Here is a 26431-nt window from a genome sequence, read left to right on the forward strand (position 1 = left end):
TACCTCCTTAAGGACGAGTGATGTCGAACACCAGATTCCGGGGGGACGGGCCGAACGACAGCCACGTGCCCTTGAGCGGCTGCTGCTCCACGCCGGGCTTGCTCCAGTCGCACACGCCGCCGGGGAAGATCTGCCGCAGGCGCTCCAGCTGTCCGGCATTCAGCGTGACCTTGTAGTCGGCCGGGTCGACGGCCTTGAGCTGGCACTTGACGATGTTGTCGGCCAGCGGCGCGCCAGCCACCAGGCGCGGCGTGATGCCTGCCGGGTAGAGCTGGTTGCAGCGTCCGTCGCCATAGGCCGTGGACGGTTCGACGATCTTGTTGCCGCCACTGTCCCAGCAGGCATCCGCCAGCCCCGCGGGCTTGTGCGAGACGACCTTGCGCGACCTGGGCTGGTCGGAGGCGTCGCCCACCACGCCCATCAACCACTGGTCCATGAGCTGCAGCAGGTTGTCGCCCACCGGGCCCGGTCCGAGCATGACGTGGTTGTCGAAATGCCCGTTGGCGGCCTTCAGGCGCTCGCGCACCGAGTACGAGTGGATCTTGTTGTGGATGTCGCCGTTCACCGCGTTGTCGAAGTAGTCGCGGTGCTCCAGGATGGCGGTCGAGGCCAGGCCGCCCCCGCCATGGGTGATGCGCCCCGACTGGTAGGCGCGGCGGATCGCGTCGATGTCGCCGGTCGTGCGGGCCGCCGTGGGCTTCAGGTCCACGTCCAGGCCGCCGATGTTGGCGTTCAGGTCCAGGAACTCTTCCACCGTGATGGCGCCGTCGTTCAGCGCCTTCAGTCCGTACTGCACGCCCACGTTGTCGATCGGCCGCAGCGCGAAGCCCCGGCTGTCCTTGCCGTAGACGTTCACCGTATGGTCATACACGGTGGCGCGGCTGCCGCCGGGGTTGTTGACCGGGTGATACTTCAGGCTTTCCTGGAACCCCGCCGGGAACGAGACCACCGGATCCAGCCGGCCGGCGCTGCCGCTCATATTGGCGATGTTGCCGACCTGCAGGTAGCCGGAGATCGCCTTCTTCTTCTCGTCGCTGTAGGGCAGCCCGCCCGCGCGGTTGAAGTAGTTGTTCAGCAGCCGGGAATCGAAGACCTTGAACAGCGTGGCCGAGGTGACGTCCGGGAACACCATGTTCACGATGATGCCGTCGAACAGTCCGGGATAGTTGTCCGAGGTCTGGAAGCTCTGATAGGCGCCGCCCGATCCGCCGGTGCCTATCGTGTAGACCGGCACGCCGTAGGCCTCGATGAAGCGCTCCTTGGTCATCGCGACGGTCTCCGACGACAGCAGGTCGTTGCAGTTGGAGCCGAAGATGTTCAGCGTGGACGTGACGGCCGCGTAGCCCTGCTTCATCCACTCGTCGACGATCAGGGTGCCGAAGGTCGCGCCCTGCGTGTACCAGCCGCCCTGGCAGCCGCCGCCCAGCGGATACATCAGCTTGCCGTTCCAGGCCTTCGAACGCTTGTTCGGGCCGATCTCGCCGTCGTTGAGCGGATCGTGCAGCATCGCCGACTGGTAGATGCCGCGGTTGATCGTGCCCGTTTCCAGCCGCACGAGATATGGCACCGTGCGCTCGGTCGGCTTGCCCTCGTCGATGGTGATGGTGGCCATGTCGGTCGGATAGACCGTGGGCGTGTTCCAGCGGCTGTTGCCGCCCGACTTGTTCCGGTAGAAGTAATCGACCCGCGTATTGGTGGAGCAGTGCTCGCCGAACGGCCCGTCCAGCGTGCCGCCGCCCAGCCGGCCGAAGGTGGTGGTGGTGCACAGGAAGGGCTTCTGGTGGGGGCCGGAGATCATCGGCCCGGTGATGGGATAGTTCGTGACCTCCAGCGTGGCGGTCGCGTCCCCGACCTGGGCGCGCAAGGTGTTCTTGCCCAGCGCCATGCCGCTCACCAGCCCCTGCCAGGTGCGATCGCCGATCTTCGCGAACGCCCGCGACACGTCGCTCTTGTCCAGCATGACCACCGGCGTGCCGCTGACGCCGGCCGGCACCTCCAGCCGCACCAGCGCGTCGTCGCCCGTGACGTAGTCCGGCAGCGAGGAAACCGTGCTCAGCTTGAGGGCCGGCGCCGGCGGCGGTCCCGGAGGCGCTCCGCCATCCCCGTCATCCCCGCCGCAGGCCGTGGCCAGCACCGCGGCGGCGCCCGCCGCCAGGGCCAGCCGGCCCATTCCATATCCATGGGCGCGCGCCTGCCGCCCCCGTGTCGTCTCGGGTCTCATTCCTGCCTCCTCCTGTCATGTGTCTTGAATCTTCTCGTTACAGCGACGGAGGATTAGCAACACCCATGCCAACACGGCCCCGGCACGCGAACATGCGGCAAGGGCCTGTTTTCATTGGCGTTTTCGGGAGCCGGCGGGCAGAGGGAGCGACACGGGCGGCCAGAATTCCGCCATGCGGGCCGCCCGCCGTTCCGGAATTCCGCAACGGCGGGCGCGAGAGGTCAGTTCCGGTCGGGAGAAGGCGGACCGTCTATCGACGAGAACAGGTCCCACACGGCCATGAACAGCGCGGCGATCAGCGGCCCGATCACGAAGCCGTTGATCCCGAACAGCGCCATGCCGCCCAGGGTCGAGATCAGCACCACGTAGTCGGGCATGCGCGTGTCCTTGCCGACCAGGATGGGACGCAGCACGTTGTCGACCAGGCCGATCACCAGGATGCCGTACAGGGTCAGGATGATTCCCTGCAGCACGGCGCCGGACAGGAGGAAGTAGACGGCGACCGGCCCCCAGATCAGCCCGGCCCCCACCGCCGGCAGCAGCGACAGGAAAGCCATCACGACGCTCCACAACAGGGCGCCCTTGATGCCCAGGATCCAGAAGATCAGGCCGCCCAGCATGCCCTGGGTGATGGCTACCACGATATTGCCCTTGACCGTGGCCCGCACGACCGCGATGAACTTGCGGAACAGGTGGCGCTTGTGTTCCTCGGTCAGCGGCAGGGCCTGGCGGATGCGGGCGGACAGGTCCGGGCCGTCGCGCAGCAGGAAGAACAGCAGATACAGCATGACCCCCAGGCTGATGACGAACTGGAAGGTGTTCTGGCCGATGTTCAGCGCCTGGGTGGCGAAGAACTGGCTGCCCCGGGTCGCGACCTCGGCCAGCTTGTTCTGGATGCTGTTCACGTCCACCAGGCCGAACTTCTCCAGCAGGCTGCGCGCGGTGGGAGGCAGGGCCGCCATGGCCTGGTCGAGGTAGCCGCGGAAATCGATGTCGCCCGCCTTGATCTGCTCGTAGAGTCCCGCGCCCTGGCTGACGATGGTGCCTGCGATGAGCGAGACCGGGATGATCACGATGAGCACGCACACCGCCAGCGTGGCCAGGGCCGCCAGGTTGTTGCGGCCGCCGAACGCAGCCACCAGCCGGCGCTGCAAGGGGAAGAAGATGATGGCCAGGATGGCCCCCCAGAATACGGCGCCGAAGAACGGCCACAGCAGCCAGCCGAACGCCAGCGTGACCAATACCAGCAGGAGCAGGAAGGTGCGGTATTGCAGAGAGGTCTGGCTCATCGAGGACGTTCCTTCAATGTTCGGGAGGCGTTCTGGTCGTGAAGACGGGCAGGGTCAGGCTCCAGCGGATGGCGACCATGCGGAACAGGAAGCCGGCCACCAGCGCGATGGCGGTGGCATGATCGTGCCCGACGCCGTAGCGCTGCAGCAACACGTACAGCGTGCCGGTCGCCAGCGCGACGGAGGCGTAGAGGTCGCGGCGCAGGACCAGCGGCACCTGGTTGCACAGGATGTCGCGCAGCAGGCCGCCGCAGATGCCGGTCACCATGCCCATCAGCACCACGATGGCGGGATGCGCGCCCGCGGCCTCGGCCACGTCGCAGCCGATCACGGCGAAGGCGACCAGGCCCAGCGCGTCCAGCAGCAGGAAGGCCATGCGCACCCGATGCATGTACCGGACCAGGAGCGCCGCCGCCAGGGCCGCCCCCACGGTGAAGAATAGATATTCGGGATGGGCCACCCAGCCCAGCGGATAGTGGCCCAGCAGCACGTCGCGGATGGAGCCGCCCCCCAGGGCCGTGACCGTGCCGACGACGCAGACCCCGAACAGGTCCATGCGGCGCCTCATGCCCATGATCGCGCCCGAGGCGGCCTCGGCGGTGATGGCGACCAGATAGATCACTTGCAGCAACATAAGCGGGGCCGCTCGGCCGTCTCCTTTTCCCTGCGCGCCGGAGCGGCGCGCGAACCACGCGGATTATCGCATCCGGCCGGACCGCGGGGCGCCTGCTAGGATCCGACGGCTGGCAGGGCCTGCATCAGGGTCGCGCGGAAGTCATCCAGGACAGGCGGCCCCTTGAAACCGCGCCGCGTCACCTGATAGAGGTCCAGGCTGACCGCCGGCTTGACCAGCAGATCGGTGGCCACCCGGTGGCGGTGGCAGGCGACCAGCGCGAACGTGGGGATGACCGCCGTGCCCAGCCCGGCTTCGACCATGGAGATCAGGGTCTCGAAGAAGTTGAAGCTGGCGCGGTCCTCGTTGCCGCGGCCGATCTTCTCCAGGTGCGGCTCGATCAGCCGCTGGATGGGATTCGCGGGCGGCAGGCCGAGCAACGGCACCTCGCGCAGGCTGGTCCAGGCCGCCGTGCCCACCGGCCGGCCCGGTACCCCGTCCGTCGGTGCGACGCGCATCAGCCGGAATTTGCCCACCGGCGCGCGGTCCAGCCCCGCCAGCGGCTTGAAGAAGAACCCCAGTCCGATATCGGCCTCGCCCGCCGCCACCAGCGCCTCGACCTGCTGCAGTTCGGTATCGGCCAGCCGCAGTTCCACGTGGGGGTGGGATTGCTTGAACAGCTGGAACACCCGGGGCAGGATGTTGGACGAGATCAGCGGCGTGGCCGCGATGCGCAGCGTCTGCCTTGCGCGCCGGCCGGCCACGCCCAGCTTGGACACCACCTCCTCCAGGTCCCCCACCACCCGCTGCGCCACGGGCAGCAGGTCGCGGCCGGCCTCGGTCAGCACCACCATCCGGGTCGTGCGGTCGAACAGCCGGCAATCGAGCTGCTTTTCCATCTCGCGAATCATGATGCTGAGCCCGGCCTGCGTCATATGGGCCTTCTCGGCGGCGCGGGTGAAATTGCCGATCCGCGCGACGTGCAGGAACACCTGCAACTGGCGCAATGAGAGATTCATAAAACTCTAATATGTATTCATATCATATCTAAACTTCAAAAATAATACGTTCTGGCGCCTAATACCAGCACCAGCGGATCCCTGGCCAGGGATCCGCAAGAGAAAGTTCATCACGAGGGTACGAACATGAGCAGCAAAGAGGACGTGGTCATCATCGGCGCCGGGATAGGCGGGCTGACGCTGGCCCTGAGTCTCCACCAGGCCGGCATCGCCTGCCGCATCTACGAGGCCGTGCCCGAACTGCGGCCGCTGGGCGTGGGCATCAACGTCCTGCCCCACGCGGCGCGCGAGCTGGCCGAGCTGGGCCTGCTGCCCGAGCTGGACAAGGTGGGCGTGCGTACGCGCGAGTCCATCTTCTTCAACGAACACGGGCAATTCGTGTTCCGCGAAGCCGCGGGCCTGGCCGCCGGCTTCGACTGGCCGCAATACTCCATCCACCGGGGCGACCTGCAGACCGTGCTGTTCGACGCCGTCAAGCAGCGCCTGGGCCCGGACGCCGTGGTCTGCGGACAGCGCTGCACCGGCGCCACGCAGGACGGGGAATCGATCACCGCGCACTTCGTCTCGCCCGACGGCGAACGCCTGCCCGACGTGCGCGCCCGCCTGCTGGTCGCCTGCGACGGCGTGCACTCGGCCCTGCGCAAGCAGCTCTATCCACAGGAAGGCGCACCCCGCTATTCGGGCGTCAACATGTGGCGCGGGACCGCGGTATGGAAACCGTTCCTGAGCGAGGCCAGCATGGTGCGCGCGGGCTGGCTGGACGTGGGCAAGATGGTGATCTACCCCATCCGCAACGACGTCGACGGCAAGGGCAGCCAATTGATCAACTGGGTGGCGGAAATCACCGATCCCAATCCGGCCATCCGCGACTGGAGCCGGCCGGGCAGGCTGGAAGACTTCCTGCCTGCCTTCGAGGACTGGCATTTCGATTGGCTGGACGTTCCCGCCCTGATCCGGTCCTCGGACTCGATCCTGGAATATCCCATGGTGGACCAGGATCCCCTGCCCACCTGGACCCAGGGCCGCCTGACGCTGCTCGGCGACGCCGCCCACCCCATGGTGCCGCGGGGGTCGAACGGCGCGGGCCAGGCCATCATCGACGCCCGCTACCTGGCGGGCCAGTTGAAGCGGCGAGGCCTGACCGAGGAAGCCCTGCAGGACTACGACAAGGTCCGGGTCGCGGCAACCACGCAGGTGGTGCTGACCAACCGCACGAATCCGCCCGACGCCATCCTGCGCGAGGTCTACGAGCGGACCGGCGGCAAGCGCTTCGAACAGCTCGAACCCATCGTCTCCCAGGCCGAGCTGCAGGCCATCTCCGACAACTACAAGAAAGTCGCCGGCTACAGCCCGGCCGCGCTGAAGGCCCGGCCCTCCTTCCTCTGACCCCGGCGCGGTCCGCGAAGGACCGCCCCGCCCTTTCCGAGCCGCCCTCTGGGGCGGCTTTTGTTTTTGCAAGTTCCGAAATTATTGAAAAATTTTATCGGAAAAAAACCGCCATATTTAAATTAAAAGTATCTGTTATTGATACTTTTTCAAAATTCGCCGACAATCTCTGCCACATCATCGACAGCCCCCACCGCCCCCGGCGCCGGGAGCAGAAGGAGACACCATGGCAACGCTCGTTCCCATACAAGGCCTGCACCACTACGCCTACCGGTGCCGCGACGCCGAGGAAACCCGCCACTTCTACGAGGACCTCCTGGGCCTGCCGCTCGCGCACGTGATCCGGGCCGACCACGTGCCCAGCACCGGCGAATACTGCCCCTACGTCCACATCTTCTTCGAGATGCGGGACGGCTCCTACATGGCCTTCTTCGACCTGGGCGACGGCCAGGCGGCCGAACCTTCCGCCAACACCCCCGACTGGGTCAACCACATCGCGCTGCAGGTCGAGTCCGAGGACGAACTCCGCGCGGCCCGCGCCCGCCTGGAAGCGGCCGGAGTCGAGGTCCTGGGCGTCACGGACCACGGCTTCGTCAGGTCCATCTACTTCTTCGACCCCAATGGCATCCGGCTCGAACTGACGACCCGCACCGCGCCGGCCGCCAAGCTCGACGAATTCAAGGCCTCGGCCCATGCCGAACTGGCGGACTGGGTCCGCACCCGGCCCTCGGCCGCCCATCGCTAACCACCCGCCCCGCAACCCACAAGGAAATCCGCGTCATGTCCACGCCGTCCAAGCACACTTTCGACCGCATCCCCGTCATCCTGCAATTCCGCGAGCCGGTCGAAATGGTGGAAACCTACGGCTTCAACGGCAGCCAGGGCTATACCGTGCTCGAAGGCCAGCGGCTGGTGCCCCGCAACGTCCAGTCCAAGGTCGTGTTCCTCTTCATGCATCCGGCCTCGACGCTGCAGCTCCTGCCCATGCCCGTGGCGCTGGCCGAATCCGGCATGCACGTGCTGTGCGCCGGCAGCCGATACGCCAAGAACGATTCGGCCCTGATCATGGAAAAAGTGGCGGCCGACCTGGGCGCCTATATGCGCTACGCACGCGAAGACCTGGGCTACGAGAAAGTGGTGCTGGTCGGCTGGTCCGGCGGCGGCGCGCTGTCGCTGTTCTACGAGGCCCAGGCCGAGGCGCCCTCGATCACCCACACGCCGGCGGGCGACCCCTATGACCTGACGCAGGCCGGCCTGACGCCGGCGGACGGGATCATCTTCATCGCCGCCCACCTGAGCCGGCCGGAAACCCTGACCGAATGGCTGGACCCGTCGGTGCGCAACGAACTGGACCCCGAGGACCGGGACCTGGAATTCGACATCTACGCCCCCGACTGCCCCAACCGTCCCCCCTTCTCGCAGGACTTCGTGGCGCGCTTCCGGGCGGCGCAGCTGGCGCGCAATCGCCGCATCAGCGCCTGGGTGCTCGATACGCTGGACCGGCTCAAGCGCTCGTCCTCGGGCGAACGGGAACGCGGCTTCGTGGTCCATCGCACCATGTGCGACGTGCGCTGGCTCGATCCCGCGGTGGACCCGAACGGGCGCAAGCCGAACTGGTGCTATTTGGGCGACCCGCGCGTGGTCAACTCCGGCCCCGCCGGCCTGGCCCGGTTCAGCACGCTGCGCAGCTGGCTGTCGCAATGGTCCTACGACCACTCCAACATCAAGGGTCCGGTGAACGCCGCGCGGATACGCCGGGTTCCCGTCTTGCAGATCGAGAACGAAGCGGACGACGCCGTGCCCGCCATCCACAATCCCCTGATCCATGCGGCGCTCGGCACCCCGGACAAGGAATTCGTGCAGATCAAGGGCGCGACCCACTACTACCTGGGGCAGCCCCGGGAACTCGCGCAGTGCATGGAGACCATCATCGACTGGACCCGCCGCAAGATCGCGGCCGACTTCGAGGCTCCGGCCGCCGCGCAGCGCTGACCGGGCAAGCCGGTCCGGGATTGATTACCATCATGCCTGCGAACGCGCCGGCCGGCCTGGCCGGCGCGCCGAATACCGAGGTGCATCGATCCCCCATGTCCCAGTTCGCCAAAGTCCTCCAGGTCCTGGACCTTTTTTCCGAAGCCAGGACCACGCTGGCGGCAGAGGAAATCGCCGACCTGCTCGAAGTCTCCCGGCCCACCGCCTTCCGCTACGTCAAGCAGTTGTGCGAGACCGGCCTGCTGGCGAAGATCGCGGGGCGATACGCGCTGGGCGCGAAGATCATCGAACTCGACTACCGCATCCGGCGGACCGAGCCCATCATGCTGGCCAGCCGCGCCAGCATGCGCGAGCTGGCCCAGCGCACGGCCACGACGGTCGTGCTGTGCAACATATACGGCGACGAGATCGTGCACAGCCACCACGAGCGCGTGGGCGAACTCGCGCCCATGAGCCTGGACCGCGGCCACCTGATGCCCCTGTTCAAGGGCGCCGCCCCGGCGGTCATCCTCGCCAACCTGCCGGCCGCGCGCCTGAAGCGGCTGTACGAACGGCACAAGGCCGACCCCGACGTGCTTGCCATCGCCGGCGACTGGCCATCCTTCGCCCGGCACTACAAGCGCATCCGCAAGGATGGGCACTACATTTCGCGCGAGGAGATCGACCCGGGCGTCATCGGCATCGCGGCGCCCATCTTCAACGACGGGCGCCACGTCGTCGGGGCCACCACCCTGGTCTACGAGAAAAAGCGCGAAAAACTGGTGAACGAGGAAGGCTATGCCGAGCTGGTGCGGCATTGCGCGGCGGCGGTGACCCGGGAGATCGCCGCCGCCGCGCCGCAGGCTACTTGAAGTCGGCGTTCGGGTCCCTGCCCTCCTGGCCCGAACCGGGTGCGGGCTCTTCCCCGTAGGCGCCCCCGCCGCCATAGCTCTCGCCGTACGAGCTGTCCACCTCGATCTTGACGCTGCCCGGGTCCACCGCGGCCTGGTCGCCCTTGTAGTGCATCACCAGTCCCGGCATCAGCATCACGACGGCCACCATCAGCAACTGGATCACGATGAACGGAATCGAGCCCCAGTAGATCTGGCCGGTGGTGACCTTGGCGATGCGCTTGCCCGTGACCTTGTCCAGGTAGTCTTCCTTGGGCGCCACCGAACGCAGGTAGAACAGCGCGAAACCGAAGGGCGGATGCATGAACGACGTCTGCATGTTGACCGCCAGCAGCACGCCGAACCAGATCAGGTCTATGCCCATTTTCTCGGCCACCGGCCCCAGCAGCGGCACGATGATGAAGGCCAGCTCGAAGAAGTCCAGGAAGAAGGCCAGCACGAAGGTCAGGATGCTGACGACGATCAGGAAGCCCCATTGGCCGCCGGGCACCGAGGTCAGCAGGTGTTCGACCCACAAGTCGCCGCTGACGGCCCGGAAGGTCAGGCCGAACACGGTGGAACCGATCAGGATGAACACCACGAAGCATGACAGCTTGGTCGTGGTGTCCATGGCCTGCTTGAGCAGGTTCAGCGACAGGCGCTTGCGCATGAGCGCCATCGCGATCGCCCCCACCGCGCCCATCGCGCCGCCCTCGGTCGGAGTGGCCACGCCGATGAAGATGGTCCCCAGCACCAGGAAGATCAGGAACAGCGGCGGGATCATCACGAAGGTGACCCGCTCGGCCAGCGCGGACAGCCACCCCAGGCGCAGCCATTTGTTGGCCAGCGCGATGATGAAGGCCGACACGCCCCAGATCAGCATGGTCAGCACGATGCGCTCGTCCACCGGCGCGGTGTCGTGTTCGAGATAGTCCCCGACCAGCGCCGCGATGCTCGCCGAGACCAGCATCAGCACCAGCAGCGACCGGCCGCCGCGCGTCCCGTTTGGCTCCTGGAAGCGCCGGGCTTCCTCGGGCAGCGCGGGCGCGCTGTCCGGCTTGATCAGCGAGGCCAGCACCACGTACACGACGTAGGCGCCGGCCAGCAGGAAACCGGGCAGCATCGCGCCCCGGTACATGTCGCCGATCGACCGGCCCAGCTGGTCGGCCAGGATGATCAGCACCAGCGAGGGCGGAATGATCTGCGACAGCGTGCCCGAGGCCGCGATCACGCCCGAGGCCAGTCTGCGGTCGTAGCCGTAGCGCAGCATGATGGGCAGCGATATCAGCCCCATGGAGATGACCGAGGCCGACACCACGCCCGTGGTGGCCGCCAGCATCGCGCCGACGAACACCACGGCGATGGCCAGCCCGCCCCGCAGGGACCCGAACAACTGCCCGATGGTCTCGAGCAGGTCCTCGGCCATGCCGGAGCGCTCCAGCACCAGCCCCATCAGGGTGAAGAAAGGCACCGCCAGCAGCGAGTCGTTGGTAATGATGCCGAACACCCGCTGCGGCAGCGCCTGGAACAGCACCGGCGTCAGCAGGCCCAGCTCGATGCCGATCAGCGCATACAGCATGCCGTTGGCGGCCAGCGCGAACGCAACCGGGAATCCCAGCAGCAGGAAAACCACCAGGTTGGCGAACATGATCGGCGCCAGGTTCGCTATCAGGAAGTCGATCATCATCGGCCTCCCTGCGTGCTGCCGTGGGCGGCGGCCTCGCGGGCCTGCGCCTCGCGGGCGATTTCCTCGGCCAGCTCCTCCTCGGCGCTCTTGCCCCGGTCCCGCTCCCGCGGATCGGGCCCCTTGCCCATCAGGAAGGCCACGCACTTGATCAGGTGCGAGAGGCCGGCCAGCACCAGCAGGCAGAAGCCGACGGGGATCAGGAGCTTGACGGGCCAGCGCACCAGCCCGCCGGGGTTGGAAGACTGCTCGTCGGTCACGAAGGAATCGACGAACACGGGCCAGGACAGCCACATGATCAGCACGCAGGCCGGCAGGAGGAAGAACACGACGCCCAGGACCTCTATCCAGATCTGCGTACGCTGCGACAGCTTCTGCGCGACGATGTCCACGCGCACGTGTTCGTTCTTCAACAGGGTATAGCCCGCGGCCAGCAGGAAGATGGCGCCGAACAGGTACCACTGCAGTTCGAGCCAGGCGTTGGAGCTGGTGTGGAAGACCTTGCGCACGACGGCGTTGCCCGCGCTGACGACCACCACCACCAGGGTCAGCCAGGTGACGGCCTTGCCGACCAGCAGGTTCAGCCTGTCGACCAGGCGGGAGAAAGCAAGGAGAGCATTCATGGTTGTAGACCGATGCTGAACGAAAAACGCCTGGCGCGTGGCCAGGCGAGCGATTCATGCTTCCTGTGCGTGGCGGGGAACCGGGTAGGTAGCGCCACGCTGGGGCCTGTCACTTGCGAATGGTGGACATGTAGCCGTCGAAGTTGCCTTCGGCCACCCGGAACCATGGCAGCACGTTGCCGCGGAAGGCGACCATGCTGTCATAGACCTTCTTGAACTCGGGGCTCTTGGCGCTCATCTCGGCGTATACCTTGTTGGCCTCGGCATAGCAGGCGTCCATGACCGACTTCGGAAAGGCCCGCAACTGCGCCCCCTGCGAGATCAGCCGGCGCAGCGCCGCGGGATTCTCGGCGTCGTACTTGGCGATCATGTCGTTGGTGGCGGCCGCGCACGCCTGTTCCAGCACGGCCTGGTACTGCTTGGGCAGCTTGTTGTAGGCGTCCTGGTTCACGTACAGCGACACCTGCAGCGTGCCTTCCCACCAGCCCGGGTAGTAGTAGTTCTTGGCGACCTTGTGGAAGCCCAGCTTTTCGTCGTCGTACGGACCGATCCACTCGGCCGCGTCGATGGTGCCCTTCTCCAGCGCCGGGTAGATGTCACCGCCGGCGATCTGCTGCGGCACCACTCCCAGGCGGGACAACACCGCGCCGGCGAACGCGCTGACGCGGAACTTCAGGCCCTTCAGGTCCTCGACCGACTTGATCTCCTTGCGGAACCAGCCGCCCATCTGGGTGCCGGTATAGCCGCAGGGGAAATTGACGACGTTGTACTTCTTGAACACCTCGCGCAACAGCTTGAGGCCGTCGCCGTGGCGCATCCAGGCGTTCATCTGGCGCGTGTTGAGCCCGAAGGGCACCGCCGCGTCGAAGCTGAGCGTGGGGTCCTTGCCGTAGTAGTAATAGGAGGCGCTGTGCCCGCATTCGATGGTGCCGTTCTGCACGCTGTCGAGCACTTGCAGCGCGGGCACGATCTCCCCGGCGGGAAAGGCGCGGATCGTGAACTTCCCGCCGGTGGCCTCGGATACATACTTGGCCACGGCTTCGCCACCACTGTAGATGGCATCGGCGCTGCGGGGAAAGCTGGAGGCGAGGCGCCAGGTGACGGTAGGCGCGTCCTGGGCGAATACGGGTGCTGCCAACGTCACGCCGCCGGCGGCGGCGCCCACGGTTGCCTTGGTCAGAAAGGAACGGCGGTGCATGTGCGGGTCTCCCGGGTGGTTGTAACCGACGGGCGGCACCGGTCCTGTCAAAGGGCGTCACGAGACTGCAACCGGTGCAAAACAAGTGCCACCCATAGGTAGGGCAAATACATGATAACGGGACGCTCGAGCACTGCGTTCCTAAGGGAAACCCTGATCCCCAAAACGGGAATTGACATGAAACCACCATCAGTCCGTGCCTATCCTGGCCTCCCGGACAACCCGCTTCCACTTGGCCAGCTCGGATCGCAGCAGCTCTCCCAGCTGCTCCGGCGTGCTGGGTTCGGCCAGGGCCCCCAGCGAGGAGAACTGCTGCTGGACCTCGGGCAACCGGAGGATGGCGGCGATCTCGTCGTGCAGGCGCGCGACGATCGCGGGCGGCATGCCCGCCGGGCCGAACACCCCGGTCCAGACATCGACCTCTCCCTCGGGCAGCCCCAGCTCGCGCAAGGTGGGAACGTCCGGCAGCAGCGGGCTGCGCCGGGCACTGGTGATGGCAAGCGGACGCACCTTGCCCAGCCTGGCCTGGGGCGCCGAGGTCAACACCAGGTCGAACATGGCGTCGACGTGCCCCCCAAGCAGGTCGTTCAAGGCCGGAGCGCTGCTCTTGTAAGGGACGTGCAGCAGCGGAATGCGCGCGGCGCTCTTGAGCAGTTCCCCCGCCAGGTGGTTGGACGTTCCCGCCCCGGCCGACGCATAGGTGATGGGCTGGGCGCGCGTCTTCGCCAGCGCCAGGAACTGCGAAAAGTCGGCCGCCGGCAGCGACGGATGGACCACCAGCACCAGGGGCAGCGAATTCACCAGGGAAATGGGCGTGAAGTCCTTGACCGGATCGAAGTCGACCCGGTTGATGAGCGGGTTCATGACCTGGGAACTGACGCCGCCGTACAGGATGGTATAGCCATCCGGCGCCGCCATCGCGGCATGCTTGACGCCGATCGCCGTGCTGGCTCCCGGCCGGTTCTCCACGATCACGGGTTGGCCCAGCCGCTGTCCGAGCTTCTGGGCCAGCGCCCGCGTGAGCACGTCTGCGGTGCCGCCCGGCGCAAACGGCACGATGAAGCGGATCGGCCTGTCGGGATAGGACTGCGCCCGTGCGCCGGGCAAGGCCATACAGGTGAGCGAAATCCCGATTGCCGCTTGCATGCATAGAGTGCGAATCATGGTCGTATCCTCGGCTGCCGTTGGACGGCGCGCAAGACGTCGGCATCGCCGGCCGGTCGCCCCTTGCGAAGCCGGCCGGCACGGTTCACAGCGTGTATTCGGGCAGGTCTATGCCCAGTTGAGCCGCCTTGCTCCTGATCTCGGCCAACGTGGACACGAAGGCCTCGTGCTCGATTTCCGGGGGCGCCGCTCCCAGGCCGGCCTTGGCCACGACGAGGTCGAGCCGGGCGAACAGATCCTGCTCTTCGTTGACGTTGGACGACGAGTGGAACCCGCCCAGTTCGATGTTCTCGATGACGTCGATCATGGCCGTCCTCACATTCTCGCGGACTTCGTCCGAGACCTGCGGCAGGCGATACGCCAGGTATTCCCAACCCATGCCGATGTGACGGACCTCGTCGGCCAGGATCCGGCCCAGGACGGCCCGCGCGACGGGATCGGTGGTGTGGTGATAGCGGACGCGGAATATCTCGACCGCGAAGTACTCGCTGACGCAATGCCAGCAGGCCAGCACGGCCTCGGGGGTGTAGTCCGGGTTCATGCCGCGCTCGCGCAGGCCCGCCACCAGACGCTTGCGCGGCGCGCCTTCCGGCGGTTCGGGCAGGTAGCCGCCCAGTTTCTCCGCCATCAGGTACGAGGCCTCGATGTGCTTGGCCTCGTCCATGAACTTGGTCGCCAGGGCCAGCTTGATCATGCCCGGCCGGCCGCCCTCGAAGGCGAACCGCAGCAGCACGGTGGGCGATTCAGCCAGGCCGGTGTATTCGCTCCAGGCGCGCCGGCTCCAGAACACCCGGGCGGCATACAGCTCCTCCGGGGTGTACTTGCCCAGGTCCAGCTGGCTCCAGGGGATGTCCGTGACCGGATCCCAGTTCGATCCCTTGGCGACGGTCCAGATACGTTCGACGCGGGGCAATGCCTCCCCCAGGTTCAGCGGAAACCGCTGCTCGCGTATTCCGGGAAAGCCGGTGACGGGAATGAAAGACGACGGCTGTGCGGACATCTCGGCTCCTTGTGATTCCGTTTTCCTTAACTAACCAACTGATTAGTTAGCAGTCTAGAAATCCCGGGCAAGGCATGTCAAGAAGATTCTTTCCGCAATGGTCTTTGACATGATCGACAGCCGATGCTTAGAATTAACCAACCAGATAGTTACTTATAGAACAGGGAGACCGGCATGATCACCAAGACACCCCTGGGGCCCTCGGGCCGCCCCTACTCCCAGGCGCTGGAGGTGGCCGGCGGCAAACGCATGGTCTTCGTATCGGGCCAACTGGCGCGAACCGACCCGGAACATGCCCGCCATGCGGGCGACCTTGGCCGGCAGGCGCGGGAAATCTTCGCCAACATGGATGCGCTGCTGCGCGAGGCGGGCGGGTCGCTGGCCGATGTGGTCAAGATCACGGCCTTCCTCACGACGCTGGACGGCTACGCGGACTATTCCGCGATACGCCGCGAAGTCTTCACGGACCCGCTGCCCGCCAGTTCCACGGTGCAGGTCTCGTCCCTGGTTACGCCGGGATGCCTGATCGAGATCGAAGCCATCGCGATACTATGAACGGCATTGGCCGCCCCCTTCGTAGAGAATCCTCCATGGCATCACGCACTTCGTCACTCCGCCCGAGGGCTACCCCCACCCCGCGCAAGGCCGTGCGCGACAGCGTCGCCACCCGCAGCGCGATACTCGACTCGGCCGAGAAGATCTTCGCCCGCGACGGGCTGCGCAGCACCCGCACCGAGGAAATCGCCGCGGGCAGCGGCGTCACCAAGGCGATGATCCACTATTACTTCGACACCAAGGAAGCCCTGTACCAGGCGGTGCTCGACCGCGTGTTCCAGGACCGCGAACAGGGTATGGACTTCAATTCCCTGCGCAAGCTTCCGCCGGTCGACGCGCTGCATGCCTTCGTCGAAAGGCTGCTGCAGCAGATGGTCGCCAAACCCCATCTCGGACCGTTGTTCGCGCTGGAGAACATCCAGAACGATGGCGCGTTCTACAACCGCAACGGCGGCAAGCTGTACCGGACGCTGGCCGACATCCTCGAGCGCGGCGTGGCGGACGGCTCGTTCCGGCAGCAGGACCCCGGCCATGCGGCCGTCAATATCATGGGCGCATGCGTACACTTCTTCAACGTGTCCTCGAACATCCGGACCCTGTGGCCCAAGGACAAGGCCGACTCCACCGCATCGATGATCAGCCACTGGCGGGCCGTGGTCGAGTTCGTCATGTGCGCGGTGCTGGCCCCGTCGCCGAGCCCGCGCGCCAGGACGCCCCGCCAGCCGCGGCTGGCCGCCCTATGAACGCGGCTCGAACGGTGGACGCGCTGCTGGCGCGCATCGGCCCGGCCTGGGGCGACGATATCCGGACGCACCGGGACCTGGTGCTGGATGCCTACACCTCCTTGCTGGACACGACGTCCGCCGCGGGCCCTGCCTGCACGCGCAACGTCGCCTACGGGCCCGACCCGCGCCACGTCCTGGACATCTATCGCGATCCCGCCCTAGCCGGCCCCCTGCCTGTCGTCGTGTTCATGCATGGCGGCGCCTACGTGCGGGGAGACAAGGACGTCACCTCGCGTGTCTACGCGAATGTACCCACCTGGTTCGCCCGGCAAGGCTACCTGGGCGTCAACCTGGAATACCGGCTCGCGCCCGGCGCGCCCTATCCCGGAGGGGCCGAAGACCTGGGACGCGCGCTGGCGTGGATGGAAGAGAACATCGGCTCCCACGACGGCGATCCGGGCAGGATGGTCGCGATCGGACACAGCGCGGGCGGCACCCACGTCGCCCACCATGCCCTGGACCCGCAGCTACCCTATCGGGGCAAGGGACTGCGGGCGGCGGCCATCCTGTCCGGCCGGCTGCGCGCCGATGCGCTGGCAGCCAACCCCAACGCCGCCGGGGTCCGAGCGTACTTCGGCAACGACGAGAGCCGGTACGAAGCGCTGTCGCCGGTCAGCATGGTGACGCCGGACGCCCTCCCGCTTTTCGTGGCGATCGCCGAGTACGAGAACCCGCTGCTGGACGTCTACGGCGCGGAATTCTTCCACCGCCTGCGAGCCCGCGGACACCGGGCGAACCAGTTCCTCATGCTGCCTCGCCACAACCACATGTCCATCATGGCTCACTTCGATACGGGCGAGGACTTCCTGGGGCGCCAGCTTTGCGATTTCTTCGAGCGATACGGCGCCCCGCCAAACCATGCGCCACGCGCGATGGCGCCCGCATTGATGGCGCCGTAGACCACCAGCGCCAGCGCCTGGGCCGCGAAAACTCCCGCCAGCCCCAGCCCCGCCGCGATCGCGGCCATCCCGCCGGTTGCGCTCAGGATCAGGCGCACGACGCTGCCGGTCACCGGCCACAGCAGCCGCCCCGCGCCCTGCGATGCGAAGTAGAGCGCCAGCCCCGCGCCGAAGAATCCGTAGGCGGGCCCCACGATGCGCAGATAGAGCGATCCGGTGGCCAGCATGTCGGGCTCGCTGCCGAACATCGACAGCCAGGCATGGGGGAAACAAGCGGCCGCCAGGCCTATGGCCTCCGCCACGACGAAGGCGCATCCCGCGCCGACCCAGGCGATGCGCAGCGCCCGGTCGTGCCGGCCCGCCCCCATCGCCGCGCCGACCATGGCGACCATGGGGCCGCCCAGGCCGAACACCAGAGGCACGAGCAGGTATTCCAGGCGCGAACCGGTGCCGTAGCCCGCGATGGCGGCCGGGCCGAAATGGCCGGTCAGCGCGGTGGCGATGCTGATGGCGATGTTGATCGCCACCGTGGAAACCGCGGCGACCAGTCCCACGCGAAGGATGTCGCGGAAAAGCGGCCAGCGCAGCGCCCAGCCCTTCCAGGTCAGGCGGACGATGCCGCGGCCCGAACAAAGAAAGGCCAGCAGCGCGGCGCTGCCCGCGGCATAGTAGACCAGCAGCGCGATGGCCCCGCCGGCCACGCCCAGGCCCGGCAGCGGTCCCCAGCCGAAGATGAGCAGGGGCGACAGCGGCACCAGCATGGCTGTCCCCGCGCAGGTGACCGCCGCGGGCAGGTTCATGTTGCCAGTGCCGCGCACGACCGACGCCAGCGAATTGAACAGCCACACCAGCGCCGACGCGCCGAAGATCCAGCGCGAATACTCCAGCGCCGCCTCGAGCGAACCGCCCGAGCCGCCCATGCGCCCGTACAGCCAACGGCCGCCCGCCAGCCCGGCCACCGTAAAGAACAGGCTGAACAGCAATCCGACCACGATCGCGTGGTGGACCAGCGAATCGGCGTCCTCGCGCCGGCCGCTTCCCAGCGCCCGGGCGATCGACGAGGAAATGCCGCCTCCCACCGCGCCGCCGGACAGCATCTGCATCAACATGACGGTCGGGAACACCAGGGCCACGCCGGCCAGCGCGTCGGTGCCGAGCCTGCCGACGAAATAGGTCTCGATGATGCCCGCGCTGGCCTGGGCGGCCAGCACCAGCGTGTTGGGCACCGCCAGCCGCAGCAGCGTGGGGACGATGGGAGCCTCGATGAGGCGGCGCGTGCGCGGATCGATGGACATGCGGCCGGCTCCGTCAGGCGGACCGCGCAGCGGCGGGCGCGGGCACGGGCGCCCGCCGGCGAATCAGGAAAACGACCAGCGCGGCCACCAGGCACGCCGCGCCCGCGGCATACAAGGCCGGCGTGTAGGTCAGCATCTGCGTGCGGACCAGCCCCGCGCCGTACGCGGCGATCGCGCCGCCGATCTGGTGGCCGGCGAACACCCAGCCGAACACCATGCCCGCCTTCTCCTTGCCGAATTCGGCCGCCGCCAGCTTGACCGTGGGCGGCACGGTGGCGATCCAGTCCAGGCCGTAGAACATCGCGAACAGCGACAGCCCATACAGCGTGAACTCCGAATGCGGCAGCCAGAACAGCGACAGGCCGCGCAGGCCGTAGTACCAGAACAGCAGCTTGCGATTGTCGTAGCGGTCGGACAGCCAGCCCGAGAGGATGGTACCCACGAAGTCGAACGCCCCCATCATCGCCAGCACCGAGGCGGCCGGCAGCGCGGCCAGTCCGAAGTCGCCGCACAACGAGATGAAATGAGTCTGGATGAGGCCGTTGGTGCTCAGGCCGCAGACGAAGAAAGTGCCGAACAATACCCAGAACGTCCGGTTGCCGGAGACGGCGCGCAGCACCTGAAGAGGAGCCAGGAACGAGGGACGCGCCGTGGCGGGCGGCGCCGCCGCGGCGTGGGGATCGGCGCCATAGGGCGCGAGGCCGAGATCCTGCGGACGATCGCGCGCCAGCAGGAACGCCAGCAGCGCCACGGCCAGGCAGCACGCCACCACCGGCGCCACCGCCATGCGCCAGCCGACATGTTCGATCAGCCAGGCCGCGGCCGGCAGGAACACGAGCTGCCCCGTGGCCGCGCTGGCCGTCAGCATACCCAGCACCAGTCCGCGACGCTGGTCGAACCAGCGCGTGGCGACCACCGCCCCCAGCACCACGGCCGTCAGGCCGGTGCCGAACCCCAGCAGCAACCCCCACAAGGCGACCAGGTGCCAGACCTCGGACATGCGCGTGGCCAGCAGCAGTCCGAAGGCCACCAGGACCATGGCCGTGCACATGATGCGGCGCAGCCCGTAACGTTCCATCAGGATGGCCGAGAACGGCCCCATCAGGCCGAACAGCGCGAACCGCACGGCCAGGGCCGACGAGATCTGGTCGACGTTCCAGCCGAACTCGCGGGACAGCGGTTGCAGGAAAGCGCCGGGCAGGCCCAGCGCGGCCGACGACGACAACATGGTCAGGAAGGCCAGCGCCACCATGACCCAGGAAAAATGGATGCCTCGCCGGGCCAGCCAGCGCGATACGGGATGGGCGAACACGATGCGGTCCTGTCAGGGCGTGGGAGAGGTATCGTCCGCGGGCAGCAGATGCCTGCGGGCCGCGTCCAGGATCTGGTCGGAAATGGGGTCGGCCGCCGTGGCCCGCGCCATCAGCAGCGCGCCCACCATGAGAGACAGTTCGACCAGCGCGCGCTCGCGGTCGGCCGCGGCATCACCACTGCCGTACAGCGCGGCCAGCGAGGAAACCAGCCCCTGGATGCCGTCGACATAGCTCCGGCGCACCGGCTTGTCGGCGGATTCCCGGGCCACGTCCACCGCCAGCGAAGCCGCCGGGCAACTGCTGCCGGCGTTGTCGCGTGCCCGCGGCGACAGGTAGGCTTCGACGATGACGCGCAGCGCCGCGGATGCGTCGGCCATGCCCGCTGTCCGTTCCCGCCAGCGTTCCCGCGACGCGGCGAAGGCCTTGGCGCAAGCGGCCGCGGCCAGCGCGTCCTTGGATTCGAAGTGCCCGTAGAAGCCGCCGTGGGTCAGCCCGGCCGCCGCCATGAGGTCGGCCACGCTGACTCCCTTGATGCCTTGTTCCCGGATCAGCCGCGCCGAGGCTTCCTCGATGGCGGCGCGGTTCTTCTCGGCCTGCTGTCGCGATACGCGGGGCATGTCGCCCTCCTGTGCATGAAGGGCGAATAATAAATGATGACTATAATTTATTCAATAGATGTCATTCATCATCTATCCTCCTCTCCATGCGCCTGGCGTCGGTAGGCCAGCCGGTACAGCGTGGGCAGGACCAGCAGGGTCAGGGCGGTGGACGAAATGATGCCGCCTATGACCACCGTCGCCAGGGGCCGCTGCACCTCCGCGCCGGTGCCGGTCGCCAGCGCCATGGGCACGAAGCCCAGCGATGCGACCAGCGCGGTCATCAGCACCGGCCGCAGCCGCGTGGCGGCGCCCAGGCGGACCGCCTCGTCCAGCGGATGGCCTTCCGCCCTGAGCGACCGGATGAAGGACAGCATCACCAGCCCGTTCAGCACCGCCACGCCCGAGAGTGCGATGAAGCCCACGGCCGCGGAAATGGACAGCGGGATGCCTCGCAGCCACAGGGCCAGCATGCCCCCGGTCAGCGCGAAGGGGATCCCGGTGAACACGATCAAGCCGTCGCGCAGGTTGCCGAACATGGCGAACAGCAGCGCGAACACCAGCAGCAGCGAGATCGGCACGACCCATTGCAGGCGCTCGGTGGCGGACTGCAACTGCTCGAACGTGCCTCCCCACGCCGTCCAGTAGCCGGGCGGGATGCGCACCGACGCCTCGATGCTGTCCTGGGCATCCGACACGAAGGAGCCCAGGTCGCGGCCACGCACGTTGGCGCTGACCACGATGCGCCGCTTGCCGTCCTCGCGGCTGATCTGGTTGGGACCGGGCGCCAGTTCGAAACGGGCCAGCTCGGCCAGCGGCACGAAGGCCACGCGGGCCTGGCCCTCGCCCCGGGGCAACGCCACCGGCAGTCGCTTGAGCGCCTCGATGTCGCCCCGCACGTCGTCGGGCAGCCGCACCAGGATGTCGAACCGCCGGTCGCCCTGGAAGAAGATGCCCGCCTCGCGCCCGCCCACCGCGGTGGCGATGGTCTCCTGCACCTCGGCCAGGCTCACGCCGTAGCGCGCGGCCTTCTGCCGGTCGACCGCGATGGTCAGCATGGGCAGGCCGGCGGTCTGCTCGGCCTTGACCGCATCGGCGCCCGGCAGGCGCGCCATGACCGCCGCGATCTCGGCCGCCGTGCGTTCCAGCTGTGCCATGTCGTCGCCGAAGATCTTGACGGCGACGTCGCTGCGCACGCCCGAGATCAACTCGTTGAAGCGCATCTGGATGGGCTGCGTGAACTCGTAGTTGTTGCCCGGCACGCCCTCCACCACTTTCCGGATGGCGGCCACCACTTCCTCGTGGGAACGGCGCGGCTGCGGCCAGGCATCCTGCGGCTTGAGCATGACATAGGTGTCGGCGATATTGGGCGGCATGGGATCGGAGGCGATCTCGGCCGTCCCGATCTTGGCGAACACCCGTTCCACCTCGGGCACCTTGGCGACCTGCTTCTCCAGCTCCTCCTGCATCGCGATGGCCTGGGACAGGCTGGTGCCGGGTATGCGCAGCACCTGCACCGCCAGGTCGCCTTCGTCCAGGTTCGGGATGAACTCCGCGCCCAGCCGCGTCGCGACGGCCAGCGCCAGTGCCACGGCCACCGCGCCGAAGGTCAGCACCACCGGCGTGTTGGCCAGCGAGCGGCTCAGCAGCGGCTCGTACAGCCGGCGCGCGGCGGCCATCAGGCGGTTTTCCTTTTCCTGGACGCGGCCGTCCAGCAGCAGCGCCACGGCGGCCGGCACGAAGGTGATCGACAGGATCATCGCGCCCAGCAGCGCCAGCACCACGGTCATCGCCATGGGATGGAACATCTTCCCTTCCACGCCGGTCAGGGCGAAGATCGGCAGGTAGACGATCATGATGATGAGCTGGCCGAAGATCAGCGGCCGCCGCGCCTCCTTCGAGGCCTCGAATACTTCGCCGAAGCGTTCGGCGCGCGTCAGCGCGCGGCCCGCGGCGGCCTGGGCGTGCGCGATCCGCCGCACGCAGTTCTCGACGATGACCACCGCGCCGTCGACGATGATGCCGAAATCCAGCGCCCCCAGGCTCATCAGGTTGGCGCTGACCTTGTAGGACACCATGCCCGTGAAAGTGAACAGCATGGAGAGGGGAATGACCATGGCCGTGATGAGCGCCGCCCGGATGTTGCCCAGGAACAGGAACAGCACGACGATGACCAGGATCGCGCCTTCCAGCAGGTTCTTCCTGACGGTGGCGATGGCCTTGTCGACCAGCGTGGTGCGGTCGTAGACCGTCACGGTCTTCACGCCCGGCGGCAGGGTCTTGTTGATGGCCGCGAGCCGTTCGTCCACGGCGCGGGACACGGCGCGGCTGTTCTCGCCGATCAGCATGAACACGGTGCCCAGCACCACTTCCCTGCCGTTCTCGGTGGCGGCGCCGGTGCGCAGCTCGCGGCCCATCTGCACGTCGGCGATGTCCCGCACGCGTATGGGCTGGCCCTGGGCCTGGCTGACGATGACCTCGCGGATGTCCTCCATGGACCCGACCTGCCCGGGCGCGCGCACCAGGTACTGCTCGCCGCCCCGCTCGATGTAGCCGGCGCCGACGTTGACGTTGTTGCGGTCCAGCGCCGTCACCACGTCCGCCAGCGTCAGGCCGTGGGCGGCCATGCGTTCCAGGTTGGGCGCGACGAGATACTCCTTCGCGTAGCCCCCTATGGTGTTGATGTCGGTCACGCCGGGCACCGTCCGCAGTTGCGGGCGTACCACCCAGTCCTGGATCTCGCGCAGGTCCGCCAGCGTGTAGGGGCTGCCGTCCGGCTTGCGCGCGTCCGGCGCGGCCTCGACCGTCCACATGTAGATCTCCCCCAGCCCGGTCGAGATCGGCCCCAGCGTCGGCGTGACGCCGGCCGGCAGGGCCTCGCGCGCTTCCTGGATGCGCTGGTTGACCAGTTGGCGGGCGAAGTGGATATCGGTGCCATCGCGGAAGATGACGGTCACCTGGGACAGGCCGTAGCGGGACAGCGACCGGGTCTGCGCAAGGCCGGGCAGTCCCGCCATGGTGGTCTCGACGGGATAGGTGATGCGCTGTTCGGTCTCCAGCGGCGAATAGCCCGGCGCGGACGTGTTGACCTGCACCTGGACGTTGGTGATGTCGGGCACCGCGTCGATGGACAGGCGGGTGAAGTTGTAGAGGCCCAGCGCGGCCATGCCGAACACCGCCAGCATGACCAGCCATCGTTGCTCGATGGCGAACCGGATGATCCGTTCGAACATGAGTGTCTTCCTGTCTGTCCGGTCTAATGGGTATGCTCGGCGCTGGCCTTGCCCAGCTCGGCCTTGAGCGTGAAGGTGTTGGTCTCGGCGTAGCGCGCGCCGGGAGCCAGGCCCTCGAGCACTTCCACCCGCATGCCGTCGCGGCGGCCGGTCTTCACCGGCTGCGCCTTGAAGCCGCCGGGCACGACGGTAAACACCACGCTGTCATCGCCCACGGTCTGGATGGCATCGGCGGGCACGGCCAGGGCAACGGCTTCCTCGCCGCGCAGTACCTTGACGGTGATGAAGAGCCCCGGACGCCAGGCCATGCCGGGATTGGCGAGCGTGACGCGGGCAGTGGCCGTGCGGGTCTGCGCGCCCAGCAGCGGACCGACATAGGACACGGTGCCTTCGGCCGTCTCGTTCAGGGCGGAAGAGGAAATGCTGACCTTCTCGCCGACGCGTACCGCCGCCAGGTCCTGCGGGGCGACGATGAACTCGGCCCAGACCGTGCCCAGGTCGGCGATGGTGAACACGGCGGTGGTGTCGCCCACTGCCTCGCCCATGGCCATGTGCTTCTCGACCACCGTGCCGTCGAAGGGCGCGCGCAGCTCGTACTGGTTCAGCGCGGGCGCCTGGCTCGTCGCGCCCACGGCCCGGAGCTTCTGCGCGGCGTTCTGCACCGCGATCCTGGCCTCTTCCCGCGCGGTGCGCGCCTGCAGGTAGTCCTGTTCGGCAGACACCCGCTCCTCCCACAGCTTCTTTTCGCGCGCGAAGGTTTCCTCGGCCAGGTCCTCGCGCTTGCGCGCGGCCAGCAGTTCGCTGCGCAGGTCCGACAGCGACGTGCTGGCGATCACGGCCAGCACCTGGCCCTTGCGGACCTGCTGCCCCAGGTCCGCCGACACACGTTCGACGATGCCTGCCAGCCGCGGCACGACATGGGCCGTGCGGTCCTCGTTGAAGCGTATCTCGCCCGGGAATTCGCGGGTCGGCCGCAGTACGCCGGGGCCGGCCTCGGCCGTGCGTATGCCGGCCGCCTGGACCTGGGCCTCGCTCAGCCTCACCAGGCCGTCCTCGGCATGCTCGTCGGCGGAGGCGCCGGCCGGCGCCTGGCCACCATGGCCGTGGCCGTCGCCCTCGCCATGCGGAGCGGGCCAGAACAGCACGCCTGCCACCGCCAGCGCGCCCGCGATCAGGATGGCCGCCATCGCGGCCTTTTGTTTGCTTGTCGTCGACATGACAGGATTCCTTCAGCGGCCCAGCACGCGATCGATCGCGATGGCGGCCTGGTAGGTGTCGGCCAGCACGGCCAGATAGCGGATGCGGGCCTGGAACAGCGTGCGCTGGGCGTCCAGCACATCCAGGAAGCCGGACTTGCCGGCCTCGAACCCGCGGGTGGCTGCTTCATAGGCCTCGCGCGCGCCGGGCAGCACCGTGCCGCGCAGCGCGTCGGCGCTCTTGCGTGCCAGTTCCAGTTGCGCGGATGCCTGGCGCAGTTCCTGCGCAAGCCTGACTTGCAGGGCACGATGCACGTCGCGCGCCTGGTCGGCCCGCACGGTGGCCTCGTACAGGTTGCCCTGGTTGCGGTCGAACAGCGGCAGCGGAATCGACACCCCCAGCAGGGTCTGGTTGCGCCCCAGTTCGTTGTTGCGCTGCGTGCCCGCCGTCAACCTCACGTCGGGATAGCGCTTGCTGCGCTCGACCCCGACCACGGCGTCGCGGCGTTCGATCTCCAACCGGTGCGCCGCCAGCTCGGGCGCCTGCTCCAGCTCCCGCAGCAGCGCATCGACGGGCGCGCGCGCGGGGAGTACGTCCAGGCTGCCCACGGCCTGGCCGAAGCGCGGATCGGGCTCGCCCCACAGCGACCCCAGCGTCCGCCTCGCTTCCTGCAAACGCGCCCGCGCCGCCTCGACCTCGAGGTCGGCGTTGGCCCGCTCGACGCGAGCCCGGGTCTCCTCCAGCGGCGGGACTTTGCCGGCCGCCACCCGCCGGGCCGCGATGTCCGCCGCCCGGGCCGCCACCTGCGCCGACCCGTTGGCCAGCGCCACGCCCTCCTGCGCGATCAGCAGGTCGAAGAAGGCGGCCACCGTGGCCGCGCGCAATTGCGCCCGGGCCCGCGTGAACTCGGCCACCGCCACGGTCTGCGCCCGCTCCGCGGCCAGGATGCGCGCGGAGCGCTTGCCGCCCAACTCGATGGGAATGCCCAGCTCCACGCTGGTGGTGCGCGAATCGCGCCGCGCATCCTCGACGGCGAAAGCGATGTCGGGATTGGGCAGGACGCGCGCCTGGACGACGCCGCCCTGCAAGGCCTCGGCCTCCTTGGCGGCAGCCGCCAGCGCCGGGTTGCCCGCGGCAGCCATGGCCAGCGCGGACTCCAGTGTCAGCGGACCGCCGGCGGCGGGCACCTGATCAAGAACGGGAACGGAAACGGGAACGGGATCGGGCCGCGGCTGGGCCGCGGCCATCGGGCTGGACAAGGCGGCCGCCAGCCCGAGCGGCCATAGAAGTCTGCGCATCGAATTGCACCAGGGAAACGGTTGCGTGAATTCGGCGAGACGAAAGCAACGAGTGGAACGGCTGCGTCTCGCCGGCTAGGGCCTGTTAACACAACGCAGCCCATCTGCAATCAGGGCGAAATTGATGAACCCGGTAAACATGACGTCGAGTTTGTCGAAGCGGGAGAAGATTCTGCGGAAGCCTTTGAGTCGCCGAAACAGG

22 protein-coding genes are annotated in these 26431 nt (G+C 67.7%); 7 read left to right on the forward strand and 15 right to left on the reverse strand.

What is annotated here, in order from left to right; all coding sequences use genetic code 11:
* Positions 1 to 7 precede the first annotated feature (7 nt).
* From CDO46_RS18590 to CDO46_RS18605, 4 genes are all read right to left on the reverse strand, one after another.
* On the reverse strand, positions 8 to 2221 hold the full coding sequence (locus tag CDO46_RS18590) for a DUF6351 family protein (RefSeq protein WP_243724412.1): 2214 nt from the start codon (positions 2219 to 2221) through the stop codon (positions 8 to 10).
* 221 nt (positions 2222 to 2442) lie between these two features.
* Positions 2443 to 3510, reverse strand: a complete 1068-nt coding sequence (locus CDO46_RS18595) for an AI-2E family transporter (RefSeq protein WP_087839968.1) — start codon at positions 3508 to 3510, stop codon at positions 2443 to 2445.
* Between the two features lie 13 nt (positions 3511 to 3523).
* The gene (locus tag CDO46_RS18600) at positions 3524 to 4138 is read right to left on the reverse strand and encodes a trimeric intracellular cation channel family protein (protein WP_207958600.1); all 615 of its coding nucleotides are present in this window, start codon (positions 4136 to 4138) and stop codon (positions 3524 to 3526) included.
* Positions 4139 to 4239: 101 nt separating this feature from the next.
* Complete coding sequence (locus CDO46_RS18605) at positions 4240 to 5142, reverse strand: LysR family transcriptional regulator (RefSeq protein WP_087839970.1); 903 nt, start codon at positions 5140 to 5142, stop codon at positions 4240 to 4242.
* A gap of 126 nt (positions 5143 to 5268) precedes the next feature.
* On the opposite strand from CDO46_RS18605, the gene CDO46_RS18610 reads away from it, so the two are divergent.
* From CDO46_RS18610 to CDO46_RS18625, 4 genes are all read left to right on the forward strand, one after another.
* On the forward strand, positions 5269 to 6528 hold the full coding sequence (locus tag CDO46_RS18610; protein ID WP_087839971.1) for a flavin-dependent oxidoreductase: 1260 nt from the start codon (positions 5269 to 5271) through the stop codon (positions 6526 to 6528).
* Between the two features lie 226 nt (positions 6529 to 6754).
* The gene (locus CDO46_RS18615; protein ID WP_087839972.1) at positions 6755 to 7273 is read left to right on the forward strand and encodes a VOC family protein; all 519 of its coding nucleotides are present in this window, start codon (positions 6755 to 6757) and stop codon (positions 7271 to 7273) included.
* 35 nt (positions 7274 to 7308) lie between these two features.
* Complete coding sequence (locus CDO46_RS18620) at positions 7309 to 8520, forward strand: alpha/beta hydrolase (RefSeq protein WP_087839973.1); 1212 nt, start codon at positions 7309 to 7311, stop codon at positions 8518 to 8520.
* Positions 8521 to 8552: 32 nt separating this feature from the next.
* The gene (locus tag CDO46_RS18625; protein WP_087839974.1) at positions 8553 to 9371 is read left to right on the forward strand and encodes an IclR family transcriptional regulator; all 819 of its coding nucleotides are present in this window, start codon (positions 8553 to 8555) and stop codon (positions 9369 to 9371) included.
* On the opposite strand, the gene CDO46_RS18630 is transcribed toward CDO46_RS18625, so the two are convergent.
* The 5 genes from CDO46_RS18630 to CDO46_RS18650 all read right to left on the reverse strand — a co-directional run bounded on the left by CDO46_RS18630 (position 9364) and on the right by CDO46_RS18650 (position 15058).
* A complete protein-coding gene (locus CDO46_RS18630; protein WP_087840001.1) occupies positions 9364 to 11070 on the reverse strand; it encodes a TRAP transporter large permease subunit in 1707 nt (568 codons plus the stop codon). The genes CDO46_RS18625 and CDO46_RS18630 overlap by 8 nt on opposite strands.
* Positions 11071 to 11072: 2 nt before the next feature.
* Positions 11073 to 11696, reverse strand: a complete 624-nt coding sequence (locus CDO46_RS18635) for a TRAP transporter small permease subunit (protein ID WP_087839975.1) — start codon at positions 11694 to 11696, stop codon at positions 11073 to 11075.
* Between the two features lie 109 nt (positions 11697 to 11805).
* Positions 11806 to 12894 (reverse strand): TRAP transporter substrate-binding protein, encoded by a 1089-nt coding sequence (locus tag CDO46_RS18640; RefSeq protein ID WP_087839976.1) that lies wholly within the window; start codon positions 12892 to 12894, stop codon positions 11806 to 11808.
* A gap of 189 nt (positions 12895 to 13083) precedes the next feature.
* Complete coding sequence (locus CDO46_RS18645) at positions 13084 to 14058, reverse strand: tripartite tricarboxylate transporter substrate binding protein (RefSeq protein ID WP_087839977.1); 975 nt, start codon at positions 14056 to 14058, stop codon at positions 13084 to 13086.
* 85 nt (positions 14059 to 14143) lie between these two features.
* On the reverse strand, positions 14144 to 15058 hold the full coding sequence (locus CDO46_RS18650; protein ID WP_087839978.1) for a ferritin-like domain-containing protein: 915 nt from the start codon (positions 15056 to 15058) through the stop codon (positions 14144 to 14146).
* Between the two features lie 174 nt (positions 15059 to 15232).
* On the opposite strand from CDO46_RS18650, the gene CDO46_RS18655 reads away from it, so the two are divergent.
* The 3 genes from CDO46_RS18655 to CDO46_RS18665 are packed head-to-tail and all read left to right on the forward strand — an operon-like array spanning position 15233 to position 17297.
* On the forward strand, positions 15233 to 15613 hold the full coding sequence (locus tag CDO46_RS18655; protein ID WP_087839979.1) for a RidA family protein: 381 nt from the start codon (positions 15233 to 15235) through the stop codon (positions 15611 to 15613).
* Positions 15614 to 15648: 35 nt separating this feature from the next.
* Positions 15649 to 16356 (forward strand): TetR/AcrR family transcriptional regulator, encoded by a 708-nt coding sequence (locus tag CDO46_RS28415; protein WP_087839980.1) that lies wholly within the window; start codon positions 15649 to 15651, stop codon positions 16354 to 16356.
* A complete protein-coding gene (locus CDO46_RS18665) occupies positions 16353 to 17297 on the forward strand; it encodes an alpha/beta hydrolase (protein WP_087839981.1) in 945 nt (314 codons plus the stop codon). Before CDO46_RS28415 ends, CDO46_RS18665 begins: the two co-directional genes overlap by 4 nt.
* Here the strand turns inward: CDO46_RS18665 and CDO46_RS18670 are convergent.
* The 6 genes from CDO46_RS18670 to CDO46_RS18695 form a co-directional block, all read right to left on the reverse strand.
* Positions 17180 to 18592, reverse strand: a complete 1413-nt coding sequence (locus CDO46_RS18670) for an MATE family efflux transporter (RefSeq protein ID WP_087839982.1) — start codon at positions 18590 to 18592, stop codon at positions 17180 to 17182. The two genes, CDO46_RS18665 and CDO46_RS18670, sit on opposite strands and share 118 nt — an antisense overlap.
* A gap of 13 nt (positions 18593 to 18605) precedes the next feature.
* The gene (locus CDO46_RS18675) at positions 18606 to 19904 is read right to left on the reverse strand and encodes an MFS transporter (protein WP_087839983.1); all 1299 of its coding nucleotides are present in this window, start codon (positions 19902 to 19904) and stop codon (positions 18606 to 18608) included.
* 12 nt (positions 19905 to 19916) lie between these two features.
* On the reverse strand, positions 19917 to 20522 hold the full coding sequence (locus CDO46_RS18680) for a TetR/AcrR family transcriptional regulator (RefSeq protein WP_087839984.1): 606 nt from the start codon (positions 20520 to 20522) through the stop codon (positions 19917 to 19919).
* 68 nt (positions 20523 to 20590) lie between these two features.
* Positions 20591 to 23734, reverse strand: coding sequence for an efflux RND transporter permease subunit (locus tag CDO46_RS18685; RefSeq protein ID WP_087839985.1), 3144 nt, complete (start codon positions 23732 to 23734; stop codon positions 20591 to 20593).
* Positions 23735 to 23757: 23 nt separating this feature from the next.
* Entirely contained in the window at positions 23758 to 24951 is a 1194-nt protein-coding gene (locus CDO46_RS18690) for an efflux RND transporter periplasmic adaptor subunit (protein ID WP_087839986.1), read from the reverse strand.
* A 12-nt stretch (positions 24952 to 24963) separates the two neighbouring features.
* The gene (locus CDO46_RS18695; RefSeq protein WP_087839987.1) at positions 24964 to 26229 is read right to left on the reverse strand and encodes a TolC family protein; all 1266 of its coding nucleotides are present in this window, start codon (positions 26227 to 26229) and stop codon (positions 24964 to 24966) included.
* Positions 26230 to 26431: the final 202 nt, after the last annotated feature.

Origin of the sequence: Pigmentiphaga sp. NML030171, from assembly GCF_002188635.1 — a bacterium.
Lineage (GTDB): Bacteria > Pseudomonadota > Gammaproteobacteria > Burkholderiales > Burkholderiaceae_B > Pigmentiphaga > Pigmentiphaga daeguensis.

Excerpts from the sequence above, each read along its gene's own strand:
- CDO46_RS18590 (WP_243724412.1), bottom strand. The coding sequence starts at position 2,221 with ATGAGACCCGAGACGACACGGGGGCGGCAGGCGCGCGCCCATGGATAT.
- CDO46_RS18595 (WP_087839968.1), bottom strand. The coding sequence starts at position 3,510 with ATGAGCCAGACCTCTCTGCAATACCGCACCTTCCTGCTCCTGCTGGTA.
- CDO46_RS18605 (WP_087839970.1), bottom strand. The coding sequence starts at position 5,142 with ATGAATCTCTCATTGCGCCAGTTGCAGGTGTTCCTGCACGTCGCGCGG.
- CDO46_RS18610 (WP_087839971.1), top strand. The coding sequence starts at position 5,269 with ATGAGCAGCAAAGAGGACGTGGTCATCATCGGCGCCGGGATAGGCGGG.
- CDO46_RS18615 (WP_087839972.1), top strand. The coding sequence starts at position 6,755 with ATGGCAACGCTCGTTCCCATACAAGGCCTGCACCACTACGCCTACCGG.
- CDO46_RS18620 (WP_087839973.1), top strand. The coding sequence starts at position 7,309 with ATGTCCACGCCGTCCAAGCACACTTTCGACCGCATCCCCGTCATCCTG.
- CDO46_RS18625 (WP_087839974.1), top strand. The coding sequence starts at position 8,553 with ATGCCTGCGAACGCGCCGGCCGGCCTGGCCGGCGCGCCGAATACCGAG.
- CDO46_RS18635 (WP_087839975.1), bottom strand. The coding sequence starts at position 11,696 with ATGAATGCTCTCCTTGCTTTCTCCCGCCTGGTCGACAGGCTGAACCTG.
- CDO46_RS18640 (WP_087839976.1), bottom strand. The coding sequence starts at position 12,894 with ATGCACCGCCGTTCCTTTCTGACCAAGGCAACCGTGGGCGCCGCCGCC.
- CDO46_RS18645 (WP_087839977.1), bottom strand. The coding sequence starts at position 14,058 with ATGATTCGCACTCTATGCATGCAAGCGGCAATCGGGATTTCGCTCACC.
- CDO46_RS18650 (WP_087839978.1), bottom strand. The coding sequence starts at position 15,058 with ATGTCCGCACAGCCGTCGTCTTTCATTCCCGTCACCGGCTTTCCCGGA.
- CDO46_RS18655 (WP_087839979.1), top strand. The coding sequence starts at position 15,233 with ATGATCACCAAGACACCCCTGGGGCCCTCGGGCCGCCCCTACTCCCAG.
- CDO46_RS28415 (WP_087839980.1), top strand. The coding sequence starts at position 15,649 with ATGGCATCACGCACTTCGTCACTCCGCCCGAGGGCTACCCCCACCCCG.
- CDO46_RS18665 (WP_087839981.1), top strand. The coding sequence starts at position 16,353 with ATGAACGCGGCTCGAACGGTGGACGCGCTGCTGGCGCGCATCGGCCCG.
- CDO46_RS18670 (WP_087839982.1), bottom strand. The coding sequence starts at position 18,592 with ATGTCCATCGATCCGCGCACGCGCCGCCTCATCGAGGCTCCCATCGTC.
- CDO46_RS18680 (WP_087839984.1), bottom strand. The coding sequence starts at position 20,522 with ATGCCCCGCGTATCGCGACAGCAGGCCGAGAAGAACCGCGCCGCCATC.
- CDO46_RS18685 (WP_087839985.1), bottom strand. The coding sequence starts at position 23,734 with ATGTTCGAACGGATCATCCGGTTCGCCATCGAGCAACGATGGCTGGTC.
- CDO46_RS18690 (WP_087839986.1), bottom strand. The coding sequence starts at position 24,951 with ATGTCGACGACAAGCAAACAAAAGGCCGCGATGGCGGCCATCCTGATC.
- CDO46_RS18695 (WP_087839987.1), bottom strand. The coding sequence starts at position 26,229 with ATGCGCAGACTTCTATGGCCGCTCGGGCTGGCGGCCGCCTTGTCCAGC.